This is a genomic window from Caballeronia sp. LZ016 (assembly GCF_031450805.1).
In the GTDB taxonomy this organism is placed as follows: domain Bacteria; phylum Pseudomonadota; class Gammaproteobacteria; order Burkholderiales; family Burkholderiaceae; genus Caballeronia.
Map to the genome: position 1 here is coordinate 1,967,857 of NZ_JARTVY010000001.1, position 24,684 is coordinate 1,992,540.

A 24,684-nucleotide genomic window follows, 5' to 3' on the forward strand; every position below is an offset into this window, starting at 1 on the left:
TTTCGCGAAATTCGTGTTTTATGCGTTGAACAATTCTTGAGGCCTAGTTATAATTCAAGTCTTGAAGCGATTCGCGGCAATTAAGAAGTTGTTTTCCCGGATTGCAGTACAGTGCCGACGTGGTGAAATTGGTAGACACGCTATCTTGAGGGGGTAGTGGCGAAAGCTGTGCGAGTTCGAGTCTCGCCGTCGGCACCAAAAGTTATCCAATGCCAGCCGCTTGCAACGCTTCGGCTGGCATTGTCACTTCTGGAGTACCCTTACGTTGCTGCGGGCATCGTGAGTGCTCCCAAGTGAGTCCCACCGCCGGGTGGTCCGTCCCGGCAGAAGTGCCCAATCATCGACTGACCGAACCTACCGATCTGAGGATAGCCTTGAACCTCGCACCCTATTACCCCGTCTTCTTGTTCCTCGTGGTGGGCCTTGGTTTAGGTATAGCGTTGGTCAGCATCGGCAAGATTCTCGGTCCCAGCAGACCCGACACCGAAAAGAACGCGCCTTACGAGTGCGGCTTCGAAGCCTTCGAAGACGCGCGAATGAAGTTCGATGTGCGTTACTATCTCGTCGCAATTCTTTTCATCATTTTCGACCTTGAGACGGCGTTCCTGTTTCCGTGGGGCGTGGCTCTGCGTGATATCGGCTGGCCCGGCTTCATGGCCATGATGATCTTTCTCCTCGAATTCCTGCTCGGCTTCGCCTACATCTGGAGAAAGGGCGGGCTTGACTGGGAGTAACGGGTAGATCACCGGATTCATGGGCGGCTTTGGCTGGCTGCTCATCTGGAGTGGAAATCAAATGAGTATCGAAGGGGTCTTGAAGGAAGGCTTTGTCACCACCACGGCTGACAAGCTGATCAACTGGACGCGCACCGGCTCGTTGTGGCCGATGACGTTCGGTCTCGCGTGCTGTGCGGTCGAGATGATGCATGCGGGCGCGGCCCGCTACGACCTGGACCGCTTCGGCGTGGTGTTTCGCCCGAGCCCGCGTCAGTCCGACGTGATGATCGTCGCCGGCACGCTGTGCAACAAGATGGCGCCCGCGCTTCGTAAGGTGTATGACCAGATGGCCGAGCCCCGCTGGGTCATCTCGATGGGTTCGTGCGCGAACGGTGGCGGCTACTACCACTATTCGTACTCCGTCGTGCGCGGCTGCGACCGGATCGTGCCGGTCGATGTTTACGTTCCCGGCTGTCCTCCCACGGCCGAAGCGCTGGTCTACGGCGTGATCCAGTTGCAGGCGAAGATTCGCCGCACCAACACCATCGCCCGTCAATAAAGGCCTGAGCCTCCCCAACTATGGCAAGCAAACTCGAGACCCTGAAGGCGAACCTCGAGGCGGCGTTTGGCGGCCGTCTCCAGAGCATCACCGAGTCGCTGGGTCAGCTGACGGTCGTCGTGAAAGCGGCCGATTACCTCGAAGTCGCAACGAAGCTGCGTGACGATCGCACGCTCGGCTTCGAGCAGTTGATGGACCTCGCCGGCCTCGACTATTCGACCTATGGCGACGGCGCCTACGAAGGCCCGCGCTTCGCAGCCGTCCTGCATCTTCTCTCCGTTTCGAACAACTGGCGCGTGCGCGTGCGCGTGTTCGCACCGGACGACGACGTGCCGATCATCCCGTCGGTGGTCGATGTCTGGTCGTCGGCCAACTGGTACGAGCGCGAGGCGTTCGACCTCTACGGCATCGTGTTCGAAGGCCACCCCGATCTGCGTCGCATTCTGACGGACTATGGCTTCATCGGCCATCCGTTCCGCAAGGATTTCCCGGTGAGCGGTTTCGTCGAAATGCGCTATGACCCGGAAGAGAAGCGTGTCGTGTATCAGCCCGTGACGATCGAGCCGCGCGAAATCACGCCGCGCGTGATTCGCGAAGATCGCTACGGTGGCCTGAAACATTAAGAGAGCGTCATGGCAGAGATCAAGAACTACACGCTGAATTTTGGCCCGCAGCACCCTGCCGCACACGGCGTGTTGCGCCTCGTGCTGGAGCTGGATGGCGAAGTGATCCAGCGCGCCGATCCGCACATCGGCCTGCTGCATCGCGCGACCGAAAAGCTCGCGGAAACGAAAACGTTCATTCAGTCCGTGCCGTACATGGACCGTCTGGACTACGTGTCGATGATGTGCAACGAGCACGCTTACGTGCTCGCCATCGAAAAGCTGCTCGGCATCGACGTGCCGGTGCGCGCGAAGTACATCCGCGTGCTGTTCGATGAAATCACGCGGGTACTGAACCACCTGATGTGGATCGGCTCGCACGCGCTCGACGTCGGCGCGATGGCCGTGTTCCTCTACGCGTTCCGCGAGCGCGAAGACCTGATGGACGTCTACGAGGCCGTATCGGGCGCGCGCATGCACGCGGCGTATTACCGTCCGGGCGGCGTCTATCGCGATCTGCCGGACGCGATGCCGCAATACAAGGTCTCGAAGATTCGCAATGCGAAGGCGCTCGAGAAGATGAACGAGAACCGCCAGGGTTCGCTGCTTGACTTCATCGACGACTTCTTCACGCGCTTCCCCGGTTATGTCGACGAGTACGAAACGCTGCTCACCGACAACCGCATCTGGAAGCAGCGCCTCGTCGGCATCGGCGTGGTCAGTCCCGAGCGGGCGCTGCAGCTCGGCATGAGCGGCGCGATGCTGCGCGGTTCGGGCATCGAATGGGATCTGCGCAAGAAGCAGCCGTACGAAGTCTACGACCAGCTCGACTTCGACATCCCCGTCGGCGTGAACGGCGATTGCTACGACCGTTATCTCGTGCGCGTCGAAGAAATGCGTCAATCCACGCGCATCGCCAAACAGTGCATTGCCTGGCTGCGTGCGAATCCCGGCCCTGTGATGATCGATAATCACAAGGTTGCGCCGCCGTCGCGTGTCGGCATGAAGAGCAACATGGAAGAGCTGATTCACCACTTCAAGCTCTTCACGGAAGGCTTCCACGTGCCGGAAGGCGAGACGTACGCCACGATCGAACACCCGAAGGGCGAGTTCGGCATCTATCTGGTTTCGGACGGCGCGAACAAGCCGTACCGCCTGAAGATCCGCGCGCCCGGTTATGCGCACCTCGCTTCGCTCGACGAAATGGCGCGCGGCCACATGATTGCCGACGCCGTCACGATCATCGGGACGCAGGACATCGTGTTCGGCGAGATCGATCGCTGATCCATTCGCCCGCTGCAAGCACGGCGCGCTCGTCGGGCCGCCGTCGCGGTGAGTCGGAGCGGGAAGCGTAGAAGCAATTACAGGAAACCGCAGGACGCCAGGTCTGCTGCAATAAGATGGTCGCGGCAGGTTTTCGTTCGGTAGGAATTGAAAGAGTCGTGTCTGAAAATGATCTCAGCTGAAGGCCTCAAAGAAATCGATCGTGCGATCGCGAAGTATCCCGCCGAGCAGAAGCAGTCGGCGGTGATGGCGGCGCTCGCTGTCGCGCAGGAGGAGCACGGATGGCTGTCGCCGGAACTGATGAAGTTCGTGGCCGACTATCTGGGCATGCCGCCTGTTGCAGTGCAGGAAGTCGCCACCTTCTACACGATGTACGAGCTCGCGCCGGTCGGTAAGCACAAGATCACGCTCTGCACGAACCTGCCTTGCCAGCTCGGTCCGGACGGCGGCTCGGACAGCGCGGCGCAGTATCTGAAGCAGAAGCTCGGCATCGATTTCGGCGAGACCACGCCCGATGGCAAGTTCACGCTGAAGGAAGGCGAGTGCTTCGGCTCGTGCGGCGATGCGCCCGTGATGCTGGTGAACAATCACCGCATGTGCAGCTTCATGAGCCGCGAGAAGATCGACCAGTTGATCGAGGAACTTTCGAAATGACGTCTCTCCACGATCGTCACATCAAGCCGCTGATCCTCGCCGGCCTCAACGGCGAGAACTGGCATCTCGAAGATTACGTTGCGCGCGGCGGCTACAAGCAACTGCGCCGCATCCTCGAAGAAAAGATTCCGCCCGAGCAGGTGATCGCCGACGTCAAGGCGTCGGGTCTGCGCGGCCGTGGCGGCGCCGGTTTCCCGACGGGCCTGAAGTGGAGCTTCATGCCGCGTCAGTTCCCGGGACAGAAGTATCTCGTCTGCAACTCGGACGAGGGCGAGCCGGGCACGTTCAAGGACCGCGACATTCTTCGCTGGAACCCGCACGCGCTGATCGAAGGCATGGCCATCGGCGCGTACGCGATGGGCATCACCGTCGGCTACAACTATATCCACGGCGAGATCTTCGAAGTCTATCGCGTGTTCGAAGCGGCGCTGGAAGAAGCGCGCGCAGCCGGTTATCTCGGCGCGAACATCTTGGGCTCCGGCTTCTCGTTCGAGCTCTACGCGCATCATGGTTACGGCGCGTATATCTGCGGCGAGGAAACGGCGCTGCTGGAATCGCTCGAAGGCAAGAAGGGCCAGCCGCGTTTCAAGCCGCCGTTCCCGGCGAGCTTCGGCGTGTACGGCAAGCCCACCACGATCAACAACACCGAGACCTTCGCGGCGGTGCCGTTCCTGCTGGAGATCGGGCCGCAGAATTATCTGGAACTGGGCAAGCCGAACAACGGCGGCACGAAGATCTTCTCGGTGTCGGGCGACGTGAATCGTCCGGGCAACTACGAGATTCCGCTCGGCACACCATTTTCGACGCTGATGGAACTCGCCGGCGGCGTGCGCGGCAACTCGGTCAAGGCGGTCATCCCGGGTGGTTCGTCGGCGCCGGTGGTGCCGGGCGAGATGATGCTCGCCACCGACATGGACTACGATTCGATCGCCAAAGCGGGCTCGATGCTCGGTTCGGGCGCGGTCATCGTCATGAACGAAACGCGCTGCATGGTGCGCTCGCTGCTGCGCCTGTCGTACTTCTATTACGAAGAGTCATGCGGCCAGTGCACGCCTTGCCGTGAGGGCACGGGCTGGCTGTATCGCGTGGTGCATCGCATCGAGCATGGTCTCGGACGCAAGGAAGATCTGGATCTGTTGAACTCGGTCGCCGAGAACATCATGGGTCGCACGATCTGCGCGCTCGGCGATGCAGCGGCGATGCCCGTTCGCGGCATGCTCAAGCACTTCTGGAACGAATTCGAATATCACGTCGAGCACAAGCACTGTCTCGTCGGCGGGCACGCGCATCATGCGGCGTCCGAAGCGCTTACCGCGTAATCAGGCGCACAGTCAGTTGCGCGAAAGAGGTTGAGGACCATTCCCCATCATGGTTGAACTAGAAATTGACGGCAAGACGGTCGAGGTGCCCGAAGGCAGCATGGTGATCCAGGCTGCGCACAAGGTCGATACGTACATTCCTCACTTCTGCTATCACAAGAAGCTGTCGATCGCGGCGAACTGCCGGATGTGCCTCGTCGAAGTCGAGAAGATGCCGAAGGCAGTCCCCGCGTGCGCGACGCCTGTTTCGGCTGGCATGGTCGTTCGCACCACGTCCGACAAGGCCGTGAAGGCCCAGCAGTCGGTGATGGAATTCCTGCTGATCAACCATCCGCTCGATTGCCCGATCTGCGATCAGGGCGGCGAATGCCAGCTGCAGGACCTGGCGGTCGGTTACGGCAAGTCGCAGTCGCGCTATAGCGAAGAAAAGCGCGTCGTGTTCCACAAGAACGTCGGTCCGCTCATCTCGATGGAAGAGATGACGCGCTGCATCCATTGCACGCGCTGCGTGCGCTTCGGCCAGGAAGTCGCCGGTGTGATGGAACTCGGCATGCTGGGCCGCGGCGAGCACTCGGAAATCACCTCGTTCGTCGGCAAGACAGTGGATTCCGAACTGTCCGGCAACATGATCGACCTGTGCCCGGTCGGCGCGCTCACGAGCAAGCCGTTCCGCTACAGCGCGCGGACGTGGGAGCTGTCGCGCCGCAAGTCGGTGAGTCCGCACGATTCCGTCGGCGCAAATCTGGTCGTCCAGGTGAAGAACAACCGCGTGATGCGCGTTCTGCCGATGGAGAACGAAGCCATCAACGAATGCTGGATTTCGGACAAGGACCGTTTCTCCTACGAAGGCCTGAACAGCGACGAGCGTCTCAGCACGCCGATGCTGAAGCAGGGCGGCAACTGGATCGAGACCGACTGGCAGACCGCGCTCGAGTACGTGGCGAAGGGCATCAAGGGCATCAAGGCGGATCATGGCGCGAACGCCATCGCCGCGCTCGCGACGCCGCACAGCACGGTCGAGGAACTGCACCTGCTGAAGGCGCTGGCTGAAGGCGTCGGCACGCCGAACGTCGATTTCCGTCTGCGTCAGAACGATTTCTCCGCGCCAGTCGGTGCGGGCGCGCCGTGGCTCGGCGTGAAGATCGCGGATCTGTCGAATGTCGACACCGCTTTCGTGATCGGCTCGTTCCTGCGGCGCGATCATCCGCTCTTCGCGGCGCGCCTGCGTCAGGCGGCGAAGAACGGCGCGAAGCTCACGTTCCTGAACGCAACCAATGACGACTCGCTGATTCCGACCGCGCATCGCCTGGTGGCGGCGCCGTCAACATGGCTGGATCAACTGGCCGGGATCGCGGCGGCCGTGTCCGAGGCGCGCGGCGTCGCGTTGCCCGAGGCGTTTGCGGGCCGCGAAGCGTCGGCTGCGGCGAAGGACGTTGCCGCGTCGCTGTCGGCGGGCGACAAGCGTGTCGTGCTGCTCGGCAACGTGGCGGTTCAGCACCCGGATTTCGCGCAGATCCAGGCAGCGGCGCAGTGGATCGCCGACAACACCGGCGCGAGCTTCGGGTTCCTGACCGAAGGCGCCAACTCGGTCGGCGCGTATCTTGTCGATGCATTGCCCGGCGAAGGCGGCCTCAACGCGCGCGAAGTATTCGAACAGCCGCGCAAGGGCTACGTGCTTCTCAACGCCGAGCCGGAATTCGATACGGCGAACCCGGCGCAAGCCATCGCCGCGCTCAAGGCGGCGGAGATGGTCGTCGTGATGTCGCCGTTCAAGCACGGCATGGAGTATGCGGACGTGCTGCTGCCCATCGCGCCGTTCACGGAAACATCGGGCACGTTCGTCAACGCGGAAGGCACGGCTCAGTCGTTCAACGGCGTGGTGCGCGGTCTGGGCGATACGCGTCCGGGCTGGAAGGTGCTGCGCGTGCTCGGCACGATGCTCGGCCTGCCGGGCTTCGAATTCGACACGGCCGAAGAAGTGCGCATCGCGGCCCTGGGCACGGGCGACCTGACCGCGCGTCTGTCGAACGAGACGACCGTGGCGGCGAAGCGCGCAGCTTCGAACATCGCGGTGAAGGGTGGCTTCGAGCGTCTCGCCGATGTGCCGATCTATCACGCCGACCCGCTCGTGCGTCGCGCGCCGTCGCTGCATCTGACGGCAGCGGCCCGCGAGGCGAATGTCGCCGGCCTGCCGACGACGCTCTTCGACAAGCTCGGCCTGAAGGATGGCGACGCGGTGCGAGTCAGGCAAGGCGATCTGTCGGTGGTGCTGCCCGCGGTCCGTGACGCGAATCTGGCTGAATCGGTGGTTCGCGTGCCGGCGGCCACGGCGGCCGGAGCGGCACTCGGCGGCCTGTTCGGTGAACTGGTAGTGGAGAAGGCGTAAATGGGCTTGTTCGATACGATCAACGCAGGCGGCACGCAGCTTCTTGGCGTCGCATGGCCGACCGTCTGGGCGCTCGTGCGCATCCTCGTCGTCGCGGTAGTGATCCTGCTGTGCGTCGCGTACCTGATTCTCTGGGAGCGCAAGCTCATCGGCTGGATGCACGTGCGTCTCGGTCCGAACCGCGTCGGCCCGGCGGGTCTGTTGCAGCCGATCGCGGACGTGCTGAAGCTGCTGCTGAAGGAAGTGATCCAGCCGACGCAGGCCAGCAAATGGATCTACGTGATCGCGCCGATCATGACCGTGGTGCCGGCGTTCGCCGTGTGGGCGGTTATTCCGTTCCAGGCGAAGGCGGTGCTCGGCAACATCAATGCGGGCTTGCTGTACATCATGGCGATCTCGTCGATCGGCGTGTACGGCGTGATTCTCGCGGGCTGGGCGTCGAACTCGAAGTACGCGTTCCTCGGCGCAATGCGCGCGGCGGCGCAGATGGTGTCCTACGAAATCTCGATGGGCTTCGCGCTGGTCGTCGTCCTGATGGTGGCCGGCACGCTGAACATGTCGGACATCGTCGCGTCGCAGCAGCGCGGCATCTTCGCGAGCTTCGGCGTGAACATCCTGTCGTGGAACTGGCTGCCGCTGTTGCCGATGTTCGTCGTGTACTTCATCTCGGGCATCGCTGAAACGAACCGTCACCCGTTCGACGTGGTGGAAGGTGAATCGGAAATCGTCGCGGGCCACATGATCGACTATTCGGGCATGGCGTTCGCGCTGTTCTTCCTGGCCGAATACATCAACATGATCGTCATTTCGGCGATCGCGGCGACGCTCTTCCTGGGCGGCTGGGATGCACCGTTCGGCTTCCTGTCGTTCATTCCTGGCGTCTTCTGGTTCGTGCTGAAAGTCTTCTTCCTGCTGTCGATCTTCATCTGGGCGCGCGCGACTTTCCCGCGTTACCGCTATGACCAGATCATGCGTCTCGGCTGGAAGGTGTTCCTGCCGGTGTCGGTCGTGTGGGTGGTCGTGGTCGGCTTCTGGATCATGTCGCCGCTCAACATCTGGAAGTAACGGCGAAAGAGCGGACGAAAACCATCATGAATGCAATTCAGAACTTCTTTAAGACCTTCTTCCTGACCGAACTGCTGAAGGGGCTGGCGCTGACGGGACGTTACACGTTCCAGCGCAAGATCACCGTGCAGTTCCCGGAAGAAAAGACGCCGGTTTCGCCGCGCTTCCGTGGGCTGCATGCGCTGCGCCGCTACGAAAACGGCGAAGAGCGCTGCATCGCGTGCAAGCTGTGCGAGGCGGTATGCCCGGCGCTCGCGATCACCATCGAATCGGAAACGCGCGCGGACAACACCCGCCGCACGACGCGCTACGACATCGACCTGACCAAGTGCATCTTCTGCGGCTTCTGTGAAGAGAGCTGCCCGGTCGATTCGATCGTCGAGACGCATATCCTCGAGTATCACGGCGAGAAGCGCGGCGACCTGTATTTCACGAAGGACATGCTGCTTGCAGTGGGCGATCGTTACGAGAAGGAAATCGCCGCGTCGAAGGCGGCGGACGCTCCTTACCGTTGATGCGGATTCGATGCCGGTGAAGAATCATGGCTCCGCGCGAGACCGGCATCGAAACCCAAGCGATTCTGTTGTTGCTGTCGGCGCACGTGAAGAGCGGGACGCGCGCCGACACACCATGCCTGATGATGGCCTAACGATGAACCGGTAATCATGGAATTCACAACCGTACTGTTCTACATCTTCGCGCTGCTGCTGACCGTATCCGCGCTAAAGGTGATCACTTCGCGCAACCCGGTGTCGTCCGCGCTGTTTCTCGTGCTCGCGTTCTTCAACGCGGCCGCGATCTGGATGCTGCTGCAAGCCGAATTCCTCGCGATCCTTCTGGTTCTCGTGTATGTCGGCGCCGTGATGGTGCTGTTCCTCTTCGTCGTGATGATGCTGGACATCAACATCGACGTGCTGCGACGCGACTTCCGGCGCTTCGTGCCGCTCGCGACCATCGTGGGCGCGATCATCGTGATCGAAACGGCGCTGATCCTGTGGCACGGCTACGGCGCGACCGTCACGCCGCTGCGCGATGCGGCAGCGGGCGCGGGCGTCGGCAGCGCCGCGGTGATGCCGAACACGCAACTGATCGGCAAGGTCATCTACACCGATTACATCTTCGCGTTCGAAATCGCGGGTCTCGTGCTGCTCGTCGCCATCATCGCGGCAATCTCGCTGACCATCCGCGACAAGAAGGACAAGAAGACGCAAACCGTCAGCAAGCAGGTCAAGGTTCGCCGCGAGGACCGCGTGCGTCTCGTGAAGATGCAGGCCGAGAAGCAGGCGCCGGACGCGTCTGTCGAGCCCGCCGTGACCGGCAACGTCGGCGCGGGCACGGTCGACAACAAAGGCTGAGCGAGAGAGGAGAAATCGAAACATGTTGAGTCTTGCCCATTACCTCGTGCTCGGCGCGATCCTGTTCGCGATCAGCATCGTGGGAATCTTCCTGAACCGCCGCAACGTGATCATCATCCTGATGGCCATCGAGCTGATGCTGCTCGCGGTGAATACCAATTTCGTCGCGTTCTCGCACTATCTGGGCGACGTGCACGGCCAGATTTTCGTGTTCTTCGTCCTGACCGTGGCCGCTGCCGAAGCCGCGATCGGTCTCGCGATTCTCGTGACCCTGTTCCGTAGCCTCGACACGATCAACGTCGAGGATCTCGATCAGCTCAAAGGTTAATTTCAGGCTAGGCTGTTATGTCCACGACACTCAACGAAAACCTCCTGCTTGCGATCCCGCTGGCGCCGCTCGCGGGCTCGCTGATCGCCGGGCTGCTCGGGCGTGCGATCGGGCGCAAGGGCGCGCATCGCGTGACCATTCTCGGCGTCTTCGTCGCGTTCATCCTGTCGGCGATCGTCTACGCCGACGTGCTGAAGGGCGCGAGCTTCAACGCCACCATCTACCAGTGGATGTCGCTCGGCTCGCTGAAGATGGAGGTCGGCTTCCTGGTCGACTCGCTCACCGCGATGATGATGGTCATCGTCACCTTCGTCTCGCTGATGGTGCACATCTACACCATCGGCTACATGGCGGAGGAAGACGGCTACCAGCGCTTCTTCTCGTACATCTCGCTCTTCACGTTCTCGATGCTGATGCTCGTCATGAGCAACAACTTCCTGCAGCTCTTCTTCGGCTGGGAAGCGGTGGGTCTCGTGTCGTACCTGCTGATCGGCTTCTACTACACGCGTGAAAGCGCCATCTACGCGAACCTGAAGGCGTTTCTCGTGAACCGCGTCGGCGACTTCGGCTTTCTGCTGGGCATCGGCTTGTTGCTCGCGTTCGCCGGATCGCTCAACTACGGCGATGTCTTCGCGCAAGGCGACAAGCTCGCGAACATGCAATTCCCCGGCACGACCTGGGGCCTGTTGACGGTCGCCTGCATTTGCCTCTTCATCGGCGCGATGGGCAAGTCCGCGCAGTTCCCGCTGCACGTGTGGCTGCCTGACTCGATGGAAGGTCCGACGCCGATCTCCGCACTGATTCACGCGGCGACGATGGTGACCGCCGGCATCTTCATGGTGACGCGCATGTCGCCGCTTTTCGAGCATTCGGACGCGGCGCTGTCGTTCGTCACGGTCATCGGTGCAATTACCGCGCTGTTCATGGGCTTCCTCGGCGTAGTGCAGAACGACATCAAGCGTGTCGTCGCTTATTCGACGCTCTCGCAGCTCGGTTACATGACGGTCGCACTCGGCGTGTCGGCGTATCCGGTCGCAGTGTTCCACCTGGGCACGCACGCGTTCTTCAAGGCGCTGCTGTTCCTCGGCGCGGGTTCGGTCATCATCGGCATGCACCACGATCAGGACATGCGCAACATGGGCGGTCTCGCCAAGTACATGCCGATCACGTGGATCACGTCGCTGCTCGGTTCGCTCGCGCTGATCGGCACGCCGTTCTTCTCGGGCTTCTACTCGAAGGACTCGATCATCGATGCAGTGAAGCTCTCGCACCTGCCGGGTTCGGGCTTCGCGTATTTCGCGGTGGTGGCGAGCGTGTTCGTCACCGCGCTGTACTCGTTCCGCATGTACTTCATGGTGTTTCATGGCAAGGAGCGTTTCCGCGGTCCCAAGCACCCCGACTCGCCGATGGGCGCCGAAGAAGCGGCGCACGGTCATGGCCACGGCCACGATGACCACGGTCACGGTCATGCGCACGAGCCGCACGAGAGCCCGTGGGTCGTTACGCTGCCGCTGATTCTGCTGGCGATTCCGTCGGTGGTGATCGGCGCGATCATGGTCGGCCCGATGCTCTTCGGCGACTTCTTCTCGCACGGCGTCGTGTTCGACAAGGTGATCTACATCGCCGAGAACCACGAAGGCATGCACGAAATGGCCGAGGAATTCCACGGCTGGTTCGCCATGGGCCTCCATTCCGTCACCGGTTTGCCGGTGTGGCTGGCGCTCGCCGGCGTGATCGTCGCCTGGTTCCTGTACATGAAGCGCCCCGATCTGCCGCCGGTCATCCGCCGCCGCTTCGGCCCGATCTACACGCTGCTCGACAACAAGTACTACTTCGACAAGATCAACGAAGTGGTCTTCGCGAAGGGCGCCATCGCAATCGGCCGCGGGCTGTGGAAAGAGGGCGATGTGGTCGTCATCGACGGCGTCGTCAACGGCAGTGCGCGATTCGTCGGCTGGTTCGCCGGTGTCATCCGCTTCCTTCAATCCGGTTACATCTACCACTACGCGTTCGCCATGATTATCGGCATGTTGGGGCTGTTGACCCTGTTTGTAACGCTCGGCGGCAAATAAGAGGCGAGGGACCCCATGCATTCTTTTCCGATTCTCAGTGTCGCGATCTGGTTGCCGATCATCTTCGGCCTGCTGGTTCTCGCGGTAGGCAATGACCGCAATCCGGCGCCCGCGCGCTGGGTCGCGCTGGTCGGCTCGGTGCTCGGTTTGATCGTCACCATTCCGCTGGTCACCGGTTTCGACTCGTCCACCGCCGCGCTGCAGTTCGTCGAGCAGGCGAACTGGATCGAGCGGTTCAACATCACGTATCACCTGGGCGTCGACGGCATCTCGATGTGGTTCGTCGTGCTGACCGCGCTGATCACGGTCATCGTCGTGATCGCCGGCTGGGAAGTGATCACCGAGCGCGTGTCGCAGTACTTCGCCGCGTTCCTGATTCTCTCGGGCATCATGATCGGCGTGTTCTCGACGGCCGACGGCATGCTGTTCTACGTGTTCTTCGAGGCCACGCTCATTCCGATGTACATCATCATCGGCGTGTGGGGCGGCCCGAACCGCGTCTATGCGGCGTTCAAGTTCTTCCTGTACACGCTCGCCGGCTCGCTGCTGATGCTGGTCGCGCTGCTGTATCTGTACACGCAGACGCACACGTTCGACCTCGCTACGTGGCAAGCCGCGAAGATCGGCATGACGCCGCAGGTGCTGCTTTTCATCGCATTCTTCCTGGCGTTCGCCGTGAAGGTGCCGATGTGGCCGGTCCACACCTGGCTGCCCGACGCGCACGTCGAAGCACCGACGGGCGGTTCGGTCGTGCTGGCGGCCATCATGCTGAAGCTCGGCGCATACGGCTTCCTGCGCTTCTCGCTGCCCATCGCGCCGGACGCGAGCCATTTCCTCGCTCCGGTAGTCATCACGCTGTCGCTGATCGCGGTGATCTACATCGGCCTCGTGGCGATGGTGCAGGCGGACATGAAGAAGCTCGTCGCGTATTCGTCGATTGCGCACATGGGCTTCGTCACGCTCGGCTTCTTCATCTTCAGCCAGCTCGGCGTCGAAGGCGCGATCATCCAGATGATCTCGCACGGCTTCATCTCGGGCGCCATGTTCCTTTCCATCGGCGTGCTGTACGACCGTGTCCACTCGCGTCAGATCGCGGATTACGGCGGCGTCGTCAACACGATGCCCAAGTTCGCGGCGCTGTCGATGTTCTTCGCGATGGCCAACTGCGGCCTGCCGGGCACGTCGGGTTTCGTCGGCGAGTTCATGGTGATTCTGGCTGCGGTGAAGTTCAACTTCTGGATCGGCTTCCTCGCCACGTTCACGCTGATTCTCGGCGCGGCCTACACGCTGTGGATGTACAAGCGCGTGTACTTCGGCGCGGTCGCGAACGACCACGTCGCCAAGCTCGCGGACATCAACAAGCGTGAGATGTTCATGCTCGTCGTGCTCGCGCTGTTCACGCTTTACATGGGCCTGCATCCGAAGCCCTTCACCGACGTGATGCACGAGTCGGTGGCAAACCTGCTCTCCCACGTCGCGCAGTCCAAGCTGCCGCTGGATCAGTAACGCCGTGCGGAGGAACTAAAAGATCATGCAAAACGCCCCTATGAGTGTCCTGTTGCCCGACGCGGTCCTGATGGCCGCGGTCGTCGTGGCCTGGTTGAACGACACGATCTTCGGACCGTCGAGCCGTCGCGTCACGTATCTGATCGCGCTCTGGTCGACGGTCGTCGTCGGCGTGTGGTTCGCGTTCACCGCGCTCGATCCGACGCCGCATTACTTCTTCTCGCGCATGTATATCGTCGATCCGTTCGCGAGCGCGATGAAAGCGGTCGTGACGCTCGGTTACGCGGTATCGATCATCTATTCGCGGAAGTACCTGGAAGACCGCGATCTGTTCCGCGGCGACTTCTTCCTGCTCGGCCTGTTTTCGCTGCTCGGCCAGTGCGTGATGATTTCGGGCAACAACTTCCTGACGCTGTATCTCGGCCTGGAACTGATGTCGTTGTCGCTGTATGCGGTCATCGCCCTGCGCAAGGACGTGCCGCAGTCGAACGAATCGGCGATGAAGTACTACGTGCTCGGCGCGCTCGCTTCCGGCTTCCTGCTCTATGGCGTGTCGATGCTGTACGGCGCGACCGGCTCGCTCGAACTGAACGAAGTGCTCAAGGCGGTGGCGTCGGGCCGCATCAACGACGCCGTGCTGCTCTTCGGCGTGATCTTCATCGTCGCGGGCGTAGCGTTCAAGATGGGCGCGGTGCCGTTCCATATGTGGGTGCCTGACGTCTATCAGGGCGCGCCGACCGCCATGACGCTGCTGACCGGCGGCGGCCCGAAGGTCGCGGCGTTCGCGTGGGGCCTGCGCTTCCTCGTGATGGGTCTGCTGCCGTTCGCAGTGGACTGGCAGGAGATGCTGGTGATTCTCGCGGCGCTGTCGCTGATCGTCGGCAACGTCACGGGTATCGTGCAGCGGAATATCAAGCGGATGCTGGCTTACTCGGCCATCTCCAACATGGGCTTCGTGCTGCTCGGCCTGCTTGCGGGCGTTGTCGACGGCAAGGTGACGGGCGCGGCGGGCGCATACAGCTCGGCAATGTTCTACAGCATCATCTATCTGGTGACGACGCTCGGCACCTTCGGCGTGGTCATGTTGCTGGCACGCCGTGACTTCGAAGCCGAAATGATCGACGACTTCAAGGGTCTCAATCAGCGCAGCCCGGTTTTCGCGTTCGTCATGATGGTGATGATGTTCTCGCTCGCGGGCATTCCGCCGACGGTCGGCTTCTATGCGAAGCTCGCCGTGCTCGAAGCGACGATGAACGCCGGCCTCACGTGGCTCGCCGTGCTCGCGGTTCTGACCTCGCTGGTCGGCGCGTTCTACTACCTGCGTATCGTGAAGCTCATGTACTTCGACGCACCGCAGGACGCATCGCCGATCGAAGCCGGCACCTTCAATCGTTCGCTTCTCGCGTTCAACGGCCTGGCCGTGCTGGTGCTCGGTCTGGTCCCGGGCCCGCTGATGACGGCGTGCCTGCAGGCGATCTCGCATACGCTGCCGCTGTAATGTCGGCTGCGGGCTGGTTCATTGTGCTGTTGGCGCTCGTGGGCGCCAACATTCCTTTCCTGAATCAGCGCCTTTTCGCAGTCGTGCCGTTGCCGCTTCCCGCGGCGGCGGGGCGCAAGACCGCGAGGAAGAGCGCCTGGATCAGAATCGGCGAGCTTATCGTTCTGTACTTCGTCGTCGGCGCGCTCGGCTTCATGCTCGAAGCGCGCGCCGGCAACCGCTTCACGCAGGAATGGCAGTTCTATGCCATTACCTTCAGTCTCTTCGTGGTGCTCGCGTTTCCGGGCTTCACGTATCAATACCTCGTCAAACGCCGCTGACGGTCCTGCCGTCAGCGGCTTGTTTGCGTCCGACACAGGGTTCAGCATGGCAGATCACACGTCCACTCCCGGCAGCGATGACGGCCTCATCGAGAAGAAGGTCGAGAGCGTCACCCTGCACGCAGGGAAGTTCCTGACGCTTAAGCGCGACACCGTTGCCTTGCCCGACGGCAAACACGCCACGCGCGAGTTCGTCGAGCATCCGGGCGCGGTGATGATTCTCCCCGTGTTCGACGATGGCCGCGTGCTCCTCGAACGGCAGTTTCGTTATCCGGTCGGCCGCGTGCTGCTCGAGTTTCCGGCGGGCAAGCTCGATCCGAACGAGGACGAACTCGCGTGCGCGAAGCGCGAGCTGCAGGAAGAGACGGGCTACAGCGCGCGCGAGTGGACATTTTTGACGCGCATCCATCCGGTGATTTCGTATTCGACGGAATTCATCGACCTGTATCTCGCGAGCGGCCTCACAGCCGGCGACGCCAAGTTGGACGAAGGCGAATTCCTCGAGACGTTCATCGCGGATCATGCGCAACTGATGACGTGGGTCAAGGACGGAACCATCAGCGATGTGAAAACGATCATCGGCGCGTTCTGGCTCGAGAAGCTCCGGTCCGGCGAGTGGCAGGCGGGCGAATCGATCAAGGCGTAAGCCGAAGCGTCGTCGAATATCGAAGCGGCCCATGTGGCCGCTTGGTCGTTTTGGTGCACTCGAACGGCTAAGCGTTGCACGCTTCGAACGGCTAGAATCCAAAGAACGGACGCCTTATCGTCCTACATGACGAACGACCGTTCACAAACAGCAGTTCCGAGCCTAAACTCCAAGAATCCCCATCAGCATGAAGGTCCTCGATTTAAAGTGCGCGCACGAGCATCGCTTCGAAGGCTGGTTCGCATCGGCCGACGAATTCGAGTCGCAGTTGGCGCGCAAGCTGGTCGCCTGTCCCGTCTGCTCGGCGACTGACGTCAGCCGCATGCCGTCCGCGCCGCGGCTGAATTTGTCGTCGGCGCGCGGGGATGCGTCCGCACCGGCTCAAGCGCCGGTGGCCGCTCCCGACGCCGCCGCGTTGCAGGCGCGCGCGCTGCAATTCATGCGCGAGCTCGTCGAGAAGACTGAAAACGTGGGGGAGCGGTTCGCGGAGGAGGCAAGGCGCATTCACTACAACGAAGCGCCCGCGCGCAACATCCGCGGCGTTACGACGCCGGAAGACGCGCACGCTTTGCTCGAAGAGGGAATCGAAGTGATGCCGCTGCCGGTGCCGGCAGCGTTGAAGGAGCCGCTGCAGTAAGCGCGAGCGCGGCGTCTCCGAAGGCTTCGGCACGATGAGGAGACACCGCGCATGGATCTCGATTATTCCCCTGCGGACAACGCCTTTCGGGCCGACGTCCGCGCCTGGCTCGAAGCCAGTCTGCCACGCGCCCTGCGCGACAAAGTCCTCGGACACAAACACCTGAACCGCGATGACTACGCGAGCTGGCACAAGCTGCTTGCGGCGCGCGGCTGGTCGGCGGTGGCGTGGCCGCGCGAATACGGCGGTCCCGGTTGGGACGCCACGCGGCGTCACATCTGGGACGAGGAATGCGCCCGCGCCGGCGCGCCGATCGTGCTGCCCTTCGGCGTGTCGATGGTCGCGCCCGTGCTGATGAAATACGGCAGCGACGCGCAGAAGTCTCGCTATCTTCCACGCATCCTCAATGGCGACGACTGGTGGTGCCAGGGCTATTCCGAGCCCGGCGCCGGGTCCGACCTCGCGTCGCTGCGCACGCGCGCCGAGCGCCACGGCGATCACTACATCGTCAACGGACAAAAGACCTGGACGACGCTCGCGCAGCACGCCGACATGATGTTCTGCCTTGTCCGCACCGACAGCAGCGCGAAGAAGCAGGAAGGCATCTCGTTTCTGCTCATCGACATGAAGACGCCGGGCATTACCGTGCGTCCGATCATCACGCTCGATGAGGATCACGAGATCAACGAAGTCTTCTTCGAGGACGTGAGGGTGCCGGCCGCCAATCTCGTTGGCGACGAGAATCGCGGGTGGACCTATGCGAAGTATCTGCTTGGCCACGAGCGCACGGGCATCGCGCGCGTCGGACAATCGAAGCGGGAACTGGCGTTTCTGAAGCGTCTCGCGCTCGATCGGAACAAGCACGGCAAGCCGCTGCTGCACGATCCCCTGTTCGCGGGCAAGGTCGCGGCGCTCGAGATCGAATTGATGGCCCTGGAGGTGACGGTCCTGCGCGTCGTCGCGAGCGAGGCGGGCGGAAGGGGACCGGGACCGGAAGCATCGATGCTCAAGATCAAGGGCACGGAAGTCCAGCAGGCGCTGACCGAACTGATGTTCGAAGCCATCGGCCCGCAGGCGGCCGCCTTCGATCCGGCATTCCTCGAAGGCGAGCGCGAAACGAGCGTGACCGGCGACGATGACGCCGCGCCGCTCGCCGCTTACTACTTCAACTTCCGCAAGACATCGATCTACGGCGGATCGAACGAGATTCAGAAGAACATCATCGCGCAGATGATTCTGGGACTTTGAGGAGCCGCCATGAACTTCGACTTCAGCGATGAACAGCAGCAGTTCCGCGATGCGCTGCGCCGCTATCTCGACAACGAGTATGGATTCGATGTGCGGCAACGAATCGTGGCATCCGAGGCGGGCGTCGATGGCAAGCACTGGCGCGCCTTCGCCGAGCTCGGCCTGCTCGCGTTGCCGGTTCCGGAAGCGCTGGGCGGCTTCGATGGCGGCCCGGTCGACATGCTCGTTGTCATGGAGGAACTGGGGCGCGCGCTCGTCGTCGAGCCGGTCTGGGCGACGTTGTCGGGTATCGAGGCTTTGCGGCTCGTCGCATCGCAGGGAAGCGCAATGGCCGGCGAGTTGCTCGAGCGCGCGGCAACAGGCGACGTGCGGTTGACGGTCGCTTTCCACGAGCCGCACGCGCGCTACGACCTGTTCGACCTGCGCGCGACGGCCACCGTCACCGGCGATGCCTGCGCGATCACAGGCGTGAAGTCGGTCGTGCAGCACGGCGCGCAAGCGGATTACTGGATCGTGCCGGCGCGCGTCGACGGCGAGATCGCGATCTTCGTCGTCGCGCGCGATGCGGCCAACGCCGGCATCACCGAATATCGCACGATCGACGGCCAGCGCGCGGCAACCCTCGTCTTCGATGCAACGCCCGCCACGCGCCTCGATGAGCACGGCGCGGGCGCAGCGACGCTCGAACGCATCGCGGACTACGCGACTTTCCTGCTATGTGCCGAAGCGCTCGGCGCGCTCGATGCACTGAATCGCGCGACGATCGATTACACGAAGGAGCGCCAGCAATTCGGCGGACCCATCGCGCGGTTTCAGATATTGCAGCATCGCATGGTGGACATGTTGATTCACACGGAGCAGGCGCGCTCGATCACCTACCTCGCCGCCGCACGCTATCCGAACGACGACGCCGCCACGCGCGCGCAAGCGATATCGGCGGCAAAAGCGCGTATCGGACAGGCTGCGCGCTTCGTCGGTCAGCAGGCGGTGCAGTTGCACGGCGGCATGGGCGTGACGAACGAGTTGCCGGTTGCGCACTGGTTCAAGCGCCTGTCGATCATCGAGACGACGCTCGGCGACGTGGATCATCATCTCGCGCGCTTTGCATCGTCGCCCGCGTTTTCCCTTACCGACGTTTGACGTTCAAGAGGACCTTTGCATGACCTATAGCTTTGAAGACTTCGAAGTAGGCGCGGCGGTGACGCTCAGCGCGCATACCTTCACGCGTGAAGAGATCGTCGATTTCGCCGGCCGCTACGATCCGTAGCCGTTCCATCTTTCCGACGAAGCCGGGCGGGCGTCGCATTTCGGCGGTCTCGTGGCGAGCGGCTGGAACACCTGCTCGGCGATGATGGGCATCCTCGTGCGCGACATGCTCGCGGATTCCACATCGATGGGCTCGCCGGGCCTCGACAACATTCGCTGGCTGAAGCCGGTGCGCGTCGGCGATTCGGTGCGCCTCACGGTGCGCGTGCTCGATAAGCGCGTATCGAAGAGCAAGCCGGATCGTGGCATCGTGTCGACGCGATGGGAGGCACATAATCAGGATGGCGAACTGGTCCTGACGGTGGACTCTGCTGCGTTGTTCGGACTGCGCGAGCCGGCATCGCAGTCCTGATCGGATAGTCGTGGTATTTCGCCTGCTCCAGCCTGGCGATCGCGTGTTCCGGTGCACTTCATCCGGCCCGTCCGCCAGGCGCAGGCGCAAGGTGCGGGCAGACGCATACGCATACGCATACGGATACGCGGGCGGAGAGTCACCGCAGACGCCGCCCGCGCCGTGCGCCTGGATCGCCCAGTCGATGACCTGACACGCGACATCCCACGCGCATCTTTGTTGCCGACGGTTTCGACTTTCCCGGTGTCTTACCGCCGGGCCTCTTTTTTCCTTACTCTTGCGTTCCCGGAACAGGCCGCTGATCCCATATCATTGGTTCGTCCAGTGTCAACTCCAGACGGGGCCGCAGCTCCGGATGAGCTTGGGCTTGCGAAAGAAGCACCATGCAGCCGATTTGCCGGGCGTGTTCGTCAGTGAAGGGAGCGGTGCTGAAGTCTTCCCTATCAGTGGGCACATTGAATACGAAGCCAGCCTGATCAATCACCGACTGCACGTGCTTGCGCATGACGCCGCAAAGTCGCACTTGCCGGGTGTCCTCGTCATAGAAGACGATCGTTGCTCGTAGGGTTTGCTCATAGATTCCGCGACAGGTCTGGTATCGCGCAAATGCACGCGCTTTACACATTGCAAGCGTGCGAGTCATGCAGATGCGTCCCTCCGTGATCATCGTCCCACTTTCTGCGCGTATCGCCACGCGAGTTCCGCCATCGGGCGGGCGCGGCGTCCCGCGTCGATGGCTTGCGCGCTCGCGGCGGTGCCATCGGCGACGCGCTTCATGATGCCCTGCAGGATCGCCGCGATGCGGAACATGTTGTAGGCGAGATAGAAGTTCCAGTCGCCTTCGATGGTGAACCCCGTGCGCTCGCAATAGCGCGCGACATATGCGGCTTCTTCGGGAATCCCGAGCGATGTCCAGTCCAGTCCGGCGATGCCGCGAAACTGCGACGGTTCGACATGCCACGCCATGCAGTGATACGCGAAGTCGGCAAGCGGGTCGCCGAGCGTCGACAGTTCCCAGTCGAGCACGGCGAGCACGCGCGGCTCGTCGCGATGAAAAATGAGGTTGTCGAGCCGGAAGTCGCCATGAACAACGCTGGCTTTCCGTTCCGATGCGGGCGGAATGTGGTGCGGCAGCCAGTCGATCAGCCGATTCATCGCATCGATTTCCTCCGTCTGCGACGCGACGTACTGTTTGCTCCAGCGCCCGATCTGCCGCTCGAAGTAATTGCCCGGCTTGCCGTGATTCGCGAGACCGGCGGCTTCGGCATCGACCGTATGCAGGGCGGCGATCACGCGATTGGCTTCGTCGTAGACCGCGGCACGCTCGCCCTGCGTCATGCCGGGCAGCGACGGGTCCCACAGCACGCGGCCGTCGACGAACTCCATCACGTAGAACGCGCGGCCGATCACGCTTTCGTCCTCGCAGAGCGCCAGCATGCGCGCGACGGGCACGTCGGTGGCGGCGAGCGCGTCCATCACGCGGTATTCGCGTTCGATTGCGTGAGCCGAAGGCAGCAGTTTCGCGGCGGGGCCGGGCTTGGCCCGCATCACATAGCTGCGCGATGGCGTGACCAGCTTGAACGTCGGGTTCGACTGGCCGCCCGCGAACTGCTCCATGTCGAGCGGACCCGCGAAGCCATCGACGTGCGATGCGAGCCATGCGGTCAGCGCATCGGTATCGAAGCGCTGCCGTTCGTGAACGGGGCGCGTGCCTTCGAATGCTGAAAAATCGGAGTGCTTGTTCGTATCGTTGTCGGGCATCGTCTCCTCCGGTCTGGTTGGCGAAGCGTCGTCAGTTCATGCCGCTCGCCTTGAATCGCACGAACTGCGCGTAGAGCAGTTCCATCGTCGTGTTGCGGACGTCCGCGTGCAGGGGCGAGGGCGGCGAGTGGTTGATCGCATGCACGACCCAGTCGCCGGGTTTGTCGCCGACATCGAGCGCGTTGATGCAGCCCGTCGCCTGCGACAGATGCCCGTAGAACGCGCGCCCGCCCGCAGTGATCGCATGCGAGAGCAGCGCGCGATTGACGCCGCCGTGCAGCACGAGCAGGACCGTGTCCCACGCGGTGTCGGCGCGCAGCCGGGCCATCGCGGGGAGGGCGCGGTCGAGCAATTCGCCGATGGTCTCGCCGCCGAGAAACTGCGTCGCCTCGGGCACGACGCCATCGAACACCGAGAGGAACGCGCGCTCGATGTCGCTCGTCGAAAGATTCGCGAGCCGGCCGCCGCGTATCTCCTGCCATTCCGGCCAGATTTCGATATCGACCGATTGCCCCGTCTCCGCCAGCACGCGCTGCGCGGTTTCCAACGTGCGCGGCAGGCCGCTCGCGATCACGCGATCGAAGCGTACGCGTTGCGCCGCGAACTCGCGCCCGGCCGCGCTCGCTTCCTCGCGGCCGCGTTCGTTGAGCGGCACGCTTTCGGGATCGATCGCGCGGCCTGTGTCGTCGAAATAGGTGACGTCGCCGTGACGCATCAGGAAGATGCGCCGCCGCTTCGGCAGTTCGTAGTGAGCCATGACTTAACGATAGTTGGGCTGGCGCTTGTCGAGGAACGCGGTGATGCCTTCGAGCGCATCGCCGTGATGGAGGGCATCGACGAAAGCGTCGCGTTCGAGGTCGAGATGCGCGGCGAGCGGCTGCACGTCCGCCGCGTTGATCAGCGACTTGATGCGCGCGAGCGCTTTCGGCGACACGCTGCCGAGATCGTCGGCCCAGGCGATGGCCGCATCGAGCGCAATGCCCTTCTTCGTCAGCCGGTTCACGACGCCGACCTCATAGAGACGCGGCGCGCCGATCGGCTTCGCTTCGAGCAGCACCTCGCTCGCGAGCGTGCGCGGCAGCGCGCGTGACAGGAACCACGAAGCGCCGCCATCCGGCGTCAGGCCGACGCGTGCGTACGACATGACGAAGCGCGCATCGTCGGCGGCGACGATCAGATCGCATGCGAGCGCGAGCGAGAAACCCGCGCCGGCCGCCGCGCCTTCGACCGCTGCGATCACCGGCTTGGTCGATGCCCGCAGCGCGCTGATCCATTCCGCGAGCAGGTCGATGCTTTCCGCCTGCACCGATGGCGCCTTCGCACGGTTCTCCAGCAGACGATTCAGATTGCCGCCCGCGCAGAAGAAATTGTCCGCGCCGGTCAGCACGATTGCGCGCACCGAGCTGTCGCGCTCGGCGGTGGAAAGCGCCTCGATGCCCGCTGCGTACATGTCCGGATGCAGCGCGTTGCGCGCGCCCGGATTGGACAGCTTCAGCACGAGCGTGGTGTCGCTGCCGGCGGGGCGATGTGTCAGAAGTTCGGCGCTCATCGGCGCTCCTCGTCGTGGGTGAGCGAAAGTCCAAGCTGCGCGCGGCGCGTGAGCCACGGAGAAGGGCGGTAGCGCGGATCGCCGAGCACGCTTTGCATATTGCGCAGGATCGTGAGAATGGTCGCCGCGCCGAGCGAGTCGCCCAGCGCGAGCGGCCCGCGCGGATAGCCGAGCCCGAGCGTCACGGCGAGGTCGATATCCCCGGGCGTCGCAATGCCTTGCTGCGCGATATCGCAGCCGATATTGACGATCGTCGCCACGACGCGTTGTGCGACGAAGCCGGTGGAATCGCGGATCACGGTGACGGGCACGCCGTCGGCGGAAAAGAGCGCGTGGGCGGCGTCGCGCATGGCGGGCGTCGTCGCGGGCGTCGTCATGATCGTGCGGCGCGCGACGGTATCGAGCGGAAAGAGCGTGTCGACGGCGACGACGCGCGTGGCGTCGAGATGCTCCGCGACGGCGGTCGTCGTCGCATCGAAGCCGAGCGGCGTGACGACGATCAGCGATTCCGGCGCGGGCGTGACGCCGCAATCGATGTGAACGCCCGCGTCATGCTTCGCGATCACTTTGAGCACTTGCTCGCGCGCGGCGGGCGTCGCCCGGCTGATCCACACGCGCGCCGGAAGTTGCGTCGGCGCGGGGGCTTCGTCGGGCGCCTGCTGCTTGCCATCGATATAACGATAGAAGCCTTCGCCCGCCTTGCGCCCGATCAGCCCGCCCGCGAGCCGCGTGCCGGTGATCGGCGACGGCGTGAAGCGCGGCTCTTCGTAGAACTGGTGATAGATGGATTCCATCACCGGATGCGAGACATCGAGCGCGGTCAGGTCGAGCAATTCGAACGGTCCGAGCCGGAAGCCCGCCTGCTCGCGCATGATGCGGTCGATATCCGCGAAGCTCGCGACGCCTTCGCTCGCCACGCGCAGGCCTTCGGTGTTCATGCCGCGCCCCGCGTGATTGACGATGAAGCCCGGCATGTCCTTCGCGCGCACCGGCGTGTGGCCGATGCGGCGCGCGAGTTCCATCAGCGCATCGCCGGCGCTCGGATCGCCGCGCAGTCCGTCGATGACTTCGACGACGCGCATCAGCGGCACCGGATTGAAAAAGTGGAAGCCCGCGACGCGCTCCGGTTTCGCGCAGCCCGCGGCAATCGCGGTGATCGACAGCGACGACGTGTTCGACGCCAGAATGCATGATGCGCCGACGACCGCTTCCAGTTCGCGAAAGACCTCGCGCTTGATGTCGATGTTCTCGACGATCGCCTCGACGACCGCGCCGCAGTCGGCGAGTTCGCTCAGGTCCTGTGCATCGTGGACGAGTGCGAACGCGGCGTGCGCGTCGGCCTCCTTGATCTTGCCTTTGGCGGCGAGCTTGCCGAACGTCTCGGACAGATACGCGCGCGCGGCGTCGAGCGCGGCCGGGTTCGAATCGCAGAGACGCACGGTCAGCCCGGCGAGCGCGGCGATCTGCGCGATGCCGCGTCCCATCGCGCCGCTGCCGACGATGCCGAGTGTCTCGATCTTGTATTCCTGCGGACTCATGATGCGTTTCGTCTCCTCGGTAT

The 24,684-nt window shown here is 63.0% G+C and carries 24 protein-coding genes, 1 tRNA gene and 2 pseudogenes; 21 read left to right on the forward strand and 6 right to left on the reverse strand.

Going from position 1 to position 24,684, the window contains the following annotated elements:
- The first annotated feature begins 113 nt into the window (after positions 1–113).
- From P9220_RS09340 to P9220_RS09440, 21 genes and pseudogenes are all read left to right on the forward strand, one after another.
- A tRNA-Leu gene (locus P9220_RS09340) sits at positions 114–198 on the forward strand.
- A 176-nt stretch (positions 199–374) separates the two neighbouring features.
- Positions 375–734: an NADH-quinone oxidoreductase subunit A gene (locus P9220_RS09345; protein ID WP_309764603.1), complete on the forward strand. Its 360-nt coding sequence runs from the start codon at positions 375–377 to the stop codon at positions 732–734.
- A gap of 61 nt (positions 735–795) precedes the next feature.
- Positions 796–1,275 carry an NADH-quinone oxidoreductase subunit B family protein gene (locus P9220_RS09350; protein WP_006052903.1) on the forward strand — a complete coding sequence of 160 codons (480 nt, stop codon included), beginning with the start codon at positions 796–798 and terminating at the stop codon, positions 1,273–1,275.
- A gap of 20 nt (positions 1,276–1,295) precedes the next feature.
- Complete coding sequence (locus tag P9220_RS09355) at positions 1,296–1,898, forward strand: NADH-quinone oxidoreductase subunit C (RefSeq protein WP_309764604.1); 603 nt, start codon at positions 1,296–1,298, stop codon at positions 1,896–1,898.
- A gap of 9 nt (positions 1,899–1,907) precedes the next feature.
- On the forward strand, positions 1,908–3,161 hold the full coding sequence (locus P9220_RS09360) for an NADH-quinone oxidoreductase subunit D (protein WP_309764605.1): 1,254 nt from the start codon (positions 1,908–1,910) through the stop codon (positions 3,159–3,161).
- Positions 3,162–3,329: 168 nt separating this feature from the next.
- Complete coding sequence (nuoE, locus tag P9220_RS09365) at positions 3,330–3,815, forward strand: NADH-quinone oxidoreductase subunit NuoE (RefSeq protein WP_035959385.1); 486 nt, start codon at positions 3,330–3,332, stop codon at positions 3,813–3,815.
- Positions 3,812–5,134 (forward strand): NADH-quinone oxidoreductase subunit NuoF, encoded by a 1,323-nt coding sequence (gene nuoF / locus P9220_RS09370; protein WP_035959384.1) that lies wholly within the window; start codon positions 3,812–3,814, stop codon positions 5,132–5,134. The genes nuoE and nuoF overlap by 4 nt, the downstream gene beginning before the upstream one ends.
- A 49-nt stretch (positions 5,135–5,183) precedes the next feature.
- Entirely contained in the window at positions 5,184–7,520 is a 2,337-nt protein-coding gene (nuoG, locus tag P9220_RS09375; RefSeq protein WP_309764606.1) for an NADH-quinone oxidoreductase subunit NuoG, read from the forward strand.
- On the forward strand, positions 7,521–8,585 hold the full coding sequence (gene nuoH, locus P9220_RS09380; protein ID WP_309764607.1) for an NADH-quinone oxidoreductase subunit NuoH: 1,065 nt from the start codon (positions 7,521–7,523) through the stop codon (positions 8,583–8,585).
- Positions 8,586–8,611: 26 nt separating this feature from the next.
- The gene (gene nuoI, locus P9220_RS09385; RefSeq protein ID WP_035959380.1) at positions 8,612–9,100 is read left to right on the forward strand and encodes an NADH-quinone oxidoreductase subunit NuoI; all 489 of its coding nucleotides are present in this window, start codon (positions 8,612–8,614) and stop codon (positions 9,098–9,100) included.
- 150 nt (positions 9,101–9,250) lie between these two features.
- Positions 9,251–9,940 (forward strand): NADH-quinone oxidoreductase subunit J, encoded by a 690-nt coding sequence (locus P9220_RS09390; RefSeq protein WP_309764608.1) that lies wholly within the window; start codon positions 9,251–9,253, stop codon positions 9,938–9,940.
- Between the two features lie 22 nt (positions 9,941–9,962).
- Complete coding sequence (nuoK, locus tag P9220_RS09395) at positions 9,963–10,268, forward strand: NADH-quinone oxidoreductase subunit NuoK (RefSeq protein ID WP_007588140.1); 306 nt, start codon at positions 9,963–9,965, stop codon at positions 10,266–10,268.
- Positions 10,269–10,285: 17 nt separating this feature from the next.
- The gene (gene nuoL / locus P9220_RS09400; RefSeq protein WP_309764609.1) at positions 10,286–12,340 is read left to right on the forward strand and encodes an NADH-quinone oxidoreductase subunit L; all 2,055 of its coding nucleotides are present in this window, start codon (positions 10,286–10,288) and stop codon (positions 12,338–12,340) included.
- A gap of 15 nt (positions 12,341–12,355) precedes the next feature.
- Positions 12,356–13,846, forward strand: coding sequence for an NADH-quinone oxidoreductase subunit M (locus P9220_RS09405; protein WP_309764610.1), 1,491 nt, complete (start codon positions 12,356–12,358; stop codon positions 13,844–13,846).
- Between the two features lie 25 nt (positions 13,847–13,871).
- Positions 13,872–15,344: an NADH-quinone oxidoreductase subunit NuoN gene (gene nuoN / locus P9220_RS09410; protein ID WP_309764611.1), complete on the forward strand. Its 1,473-nt coding sequence runs from the start codon at positions 13,872–13,874 to the stop codon at positions 15,342–15,344.
- Positions 15,344–15,664, forward strand: coding sequence for a DUF2818 family protein (locus P9220_RS09415; RefSeq protein WP_309764612.1), 321 nt, complete (start codon positions 15,344–15,346; stop codon positions 15,662–15,664). Before nuoN ends, P9220_RS09415 begins: the two co-directional genes overlap by 1 nt.
- Positions 15,665–15,710: 46 nt before the next feature.
- The gene (locus P9220_RS09420) at positions 15,711–16,310 is read left to right on the forward strand and encodes an NUDIX hydrolase (RefSeq protein ID WP_309764613.1); all 600 of its coding nucleotides are present in this window, start codon (positions 15,711–15,713) and stop codon (positions 16,308–16,310) included.
- A gap of 187 nt (positions 16,311–16,497) precedes the next feature.
- The gene (locus tag P9220_RS09425) at positions 16,498–16,947 is read left to right on the forward strand and encodes a DUF1178 family protein (RefSeq protein WP_309764614.1); all 450 of its coding nucleotides are present in this window, start codon (positions 16,498–16,500) and stop codon (positions 16,945–16,947) included.
- A gap of 51 nt (positions 16,948–16,998) precedes the next feature.
- Positions 16,999–18,195 (forward strand): acyl-CoA dehydrogenase family protein, encoded by a 1,197-nt coding sequence (locus tag P9220_RS09430; RefSeq protein ID WP_309764615.1) that lies wholly within the window; start codon positions 16,999–17,001, stop codon positions 18,193–18,195.
- A gap of 9 nt (positions 18,196–18,204) precedes the next feature.
- A complete protein-coding gene (locus tag P9220_RS09435; RefSeq protein ID WP_309764616.1) occupies positions 18,205–19,335 on the forward strand; it encodes an acyl-CoA dehydrogenase family protein in 1,131 nt (376 codons plus the stop codon).
- Between the two features lie 19 nt (positions 19,336–19,354).
- Positions 19,355–19,813, forward strand: a pseudogene (locus P9220_RS09440) (MaoC family dehydratase).
- A gap of 13 nt (positions 19,814–19,826) precedes the next feature.
- Here P9220_RS09440 and P9220_RS09445 read toward each other — a convergent pair.
- From P9220_RS09445 to P9220_RS09470, 6 genes and pseudogenes are all read right to left on the reverse strand, one after another.
- Positions 19,827–20,049, reverse strand: a pseudogene (locus P9220_RS09445) (acyl-CoA dehydrogenase family protein); the annotation flags it as partial.
- 35 nt (positions 20,050–20,084) lie between these two features.
- Positions 20,085–20,456, reverse strand: coding sequence for a hypothetical protein (locus tag P9220_RS09450; RefSeq protein WP_309764617.1), 372 nt, complete (start codon positions 20,454–20,456; stop codon positions 20,085–20,087).
- A 20-nt stretch (positions 20,457–20,476) separates the two neighbouring features.
- The gene (locus tag P9220_RS09455) at positions 20,477–21,574 is read right to left on the reverse strand and encodes a phosphotransferase (RefSeq protein ID WP_309764618.1); all 1,098 of its coding nucleotides are present in this window, start codon (positions 21,572–21,574) and stop codon (positions 20,477–20,479) included.
- Between the two features lie 31 nt (positions 21,575–21,605).
- Positions 21,606–22,331 (reverse strand): histidine phosphatase family protein, encoded by a 726-nt coding sequence (locus tag P9220_RS09460; RefSeq protein WP_309764619.1) that lies wholly within the window; start codon positions 22,329–22,331, stop codon positions 21,606–21,608.
- A 3-nt stretch (positions 22,332–22,334) separates the two neighbouring features.
- A complete protein-coding gene (locus P9220_RS09465) occupies positions 22,335–23,123 on the reverse strand; it encodes an oxepin-CoA hydrolase, alternative type (protein WP_309764620.1) in 789 nt (262 codons plus the stop codon).
- Complete coding sequence (locus tag P9220_RS09470; RefSeq protein WP_309765437.1) at positions 23,120–24,661, reverse strand: 3-hydroxyacyl-CoA dehydrogenase; 1,542 nt, start codon at positions 24,659–24,661, stop codon at positions 23,120–23,122. The genes P9220_RS09465 and P9220_RS09470 overlap by 4 nt, the downstream gene beginning before the upstream one ends.
- Positions 24,662–24,684: the final 23 nt, after the last annotated feature.

Bases quoted from the DNA above. Each gene is read 5' to 3' on its own strand.
- P9220_RS09350 (WP_006052903.1), top strand. From the start codon at position 796: ATGAGTATCGAAGGGGTCTTGAAGGAAGGCTTTGTCACCACCACGGCT.
- P9220_RS09355 (WP_309764604.1), top strand. From the start codon at position 1,296: ATGGCAAGCAAACTCGAGACCCTGAAGGCGAACCTCGAGGCGGCGTTT.
- P9220_RS09360 (WP_309764605.1), top strand. From the start codon at position 1,908: ATGGCAGAGATCAAGAACTACACGCTGAATTTTGGCCCGCAGCACCCT.
- nuoE (WP_035959385.1), top strand. From the start codon at position 3,330: ATGATCTCAGCTGAAGGCCTCAAAGAAATCGATCGTGCGATCGCGAAG.
- nuoF (WP_035959384.1), top strand. From the start codon at position 3,812: ATGACGTCTCTCCACGATCGTCACATCAAGCCGCTGATCCTCGCCGGC.
- nuoG (WP_309764606.1), top strand. From the start codon at position 5,184: ATGGTTGAACTAGAAATTGACGGCAAGACGGTCGAGGTGCCCGAAGGC.
- nuoH (WP_309764607.1), top strand. From the start codon at position 7,521: ATGGGCTTGTTCGATACGATCAACGCAGGCGGCACGCAGCTTCTTGGC.
- nuoI (WP_035959380.1), top strand. From the start codon at position 8,612: ATGAATGCAATTCAGAACTTCTTTAAGACCTTCTTCCTGACCGAACTG.
- P9220_RS09390 (WP_309764608.1), top strand. From the start codon at position 9,251: ATGGAATTCACAACCGTACTGTTCTACATCTTCGCGCTGCTGCTGACC.
- nuoK (WP_007588140.1), top strand. From the start codon at position 9,963: ATGTTGAGTCTTGCCCATTACCTCGTGCTCGGCGCGATCCTGTTCGCG.
- nuoL (WP_309764609.1), top strand. From the start codon at position 10,286: ATGTCCACGACACTCAACGAAAACCTCCTGCTTGCGATCCCGCTGGCG.
- P9220_RS09405 (WP_309764610.1), top strand. From the start codon at position 12,356: ATGCATTCTTTTCCGATTCTCAGTGTCGCGATCTGGTTGCCGATCATC.
- nuoN (WP_309764611.1), top strand. From the start codon at position 13,872: ATGCAAAACGCCCCTATGAGTGTCCTGTTGCCCGACGCGGTCCTGATG.
- P9220_RS09415 (WP_309764612.1), top strand. From the start codon at position 15,344: ATGTCGGCTGCGGGCTGGTTCATTGTGCTGTTGGCGCTCGTGGGCGCC.
- P9220_RS09420 (WP_309764613.1), top strand. From the start codon at position 15,711: ATGGCAGATCACACGTCCACTCCCGGCAGCGATGACGGCCTCATCGAG.
- P9220_RS09425 (WP_309764614.1), top strand. From the start codon at position 16,498: ATGAAGGTCCTCGATTTAAAGTGCGCGCACGAGCATCGCTTCGAAGGC.
- P9220_RS09430 (WP_309764615.1), top strand. From the start codon at position 16,999: ATGGATCTCGATTATTCCCCTGCGGACAACGCCTTTCGGGCCGACGTC.
- P9220_RS09435 (WP_309764616.1), top strand. From the start codon at position 18,205: ATGAACTTCGACTTCAGCGATGAACAGCAGCAGTTCCGCGATGCGCTG.
- P9220_RS09450 (WP_309764617.1), bottom strand. From the start codon at position 20,456: ATGACTCGCACGCTTGCAATGTGTAAAGCGCGTGCATTTGCGCGATAC.
- P9220_RS09455 (WP_309764618.1), bottom strand. From the start codon at position 21,574: ATGCCCGACAACGATACGAACAAGCACTCCGATTTTTCAGCATTCGAA.
- P9220_RS09460 (WP_309764619.1), bottom strand. From the start codon at position 22,331: ATGGCTCACTACGAACTGCCGAAGCGGCGGCGCATCTTCCTGATGCGT.
- P9220_RS09465 (WP_309764620.1), bottom strand. From the start codon at position 23,123: ATGAGCGCCGAACTTCTGACACATCGCCCCGCCGGCAGCGACACCACG.
- P9220_RS09470 (WP_309765437.1), bottom strand. From the start codon at position 24,661: ATGAGTCCGCAGGAATACAAGATCGAGACACTCGGCATCGTCGGCAGC.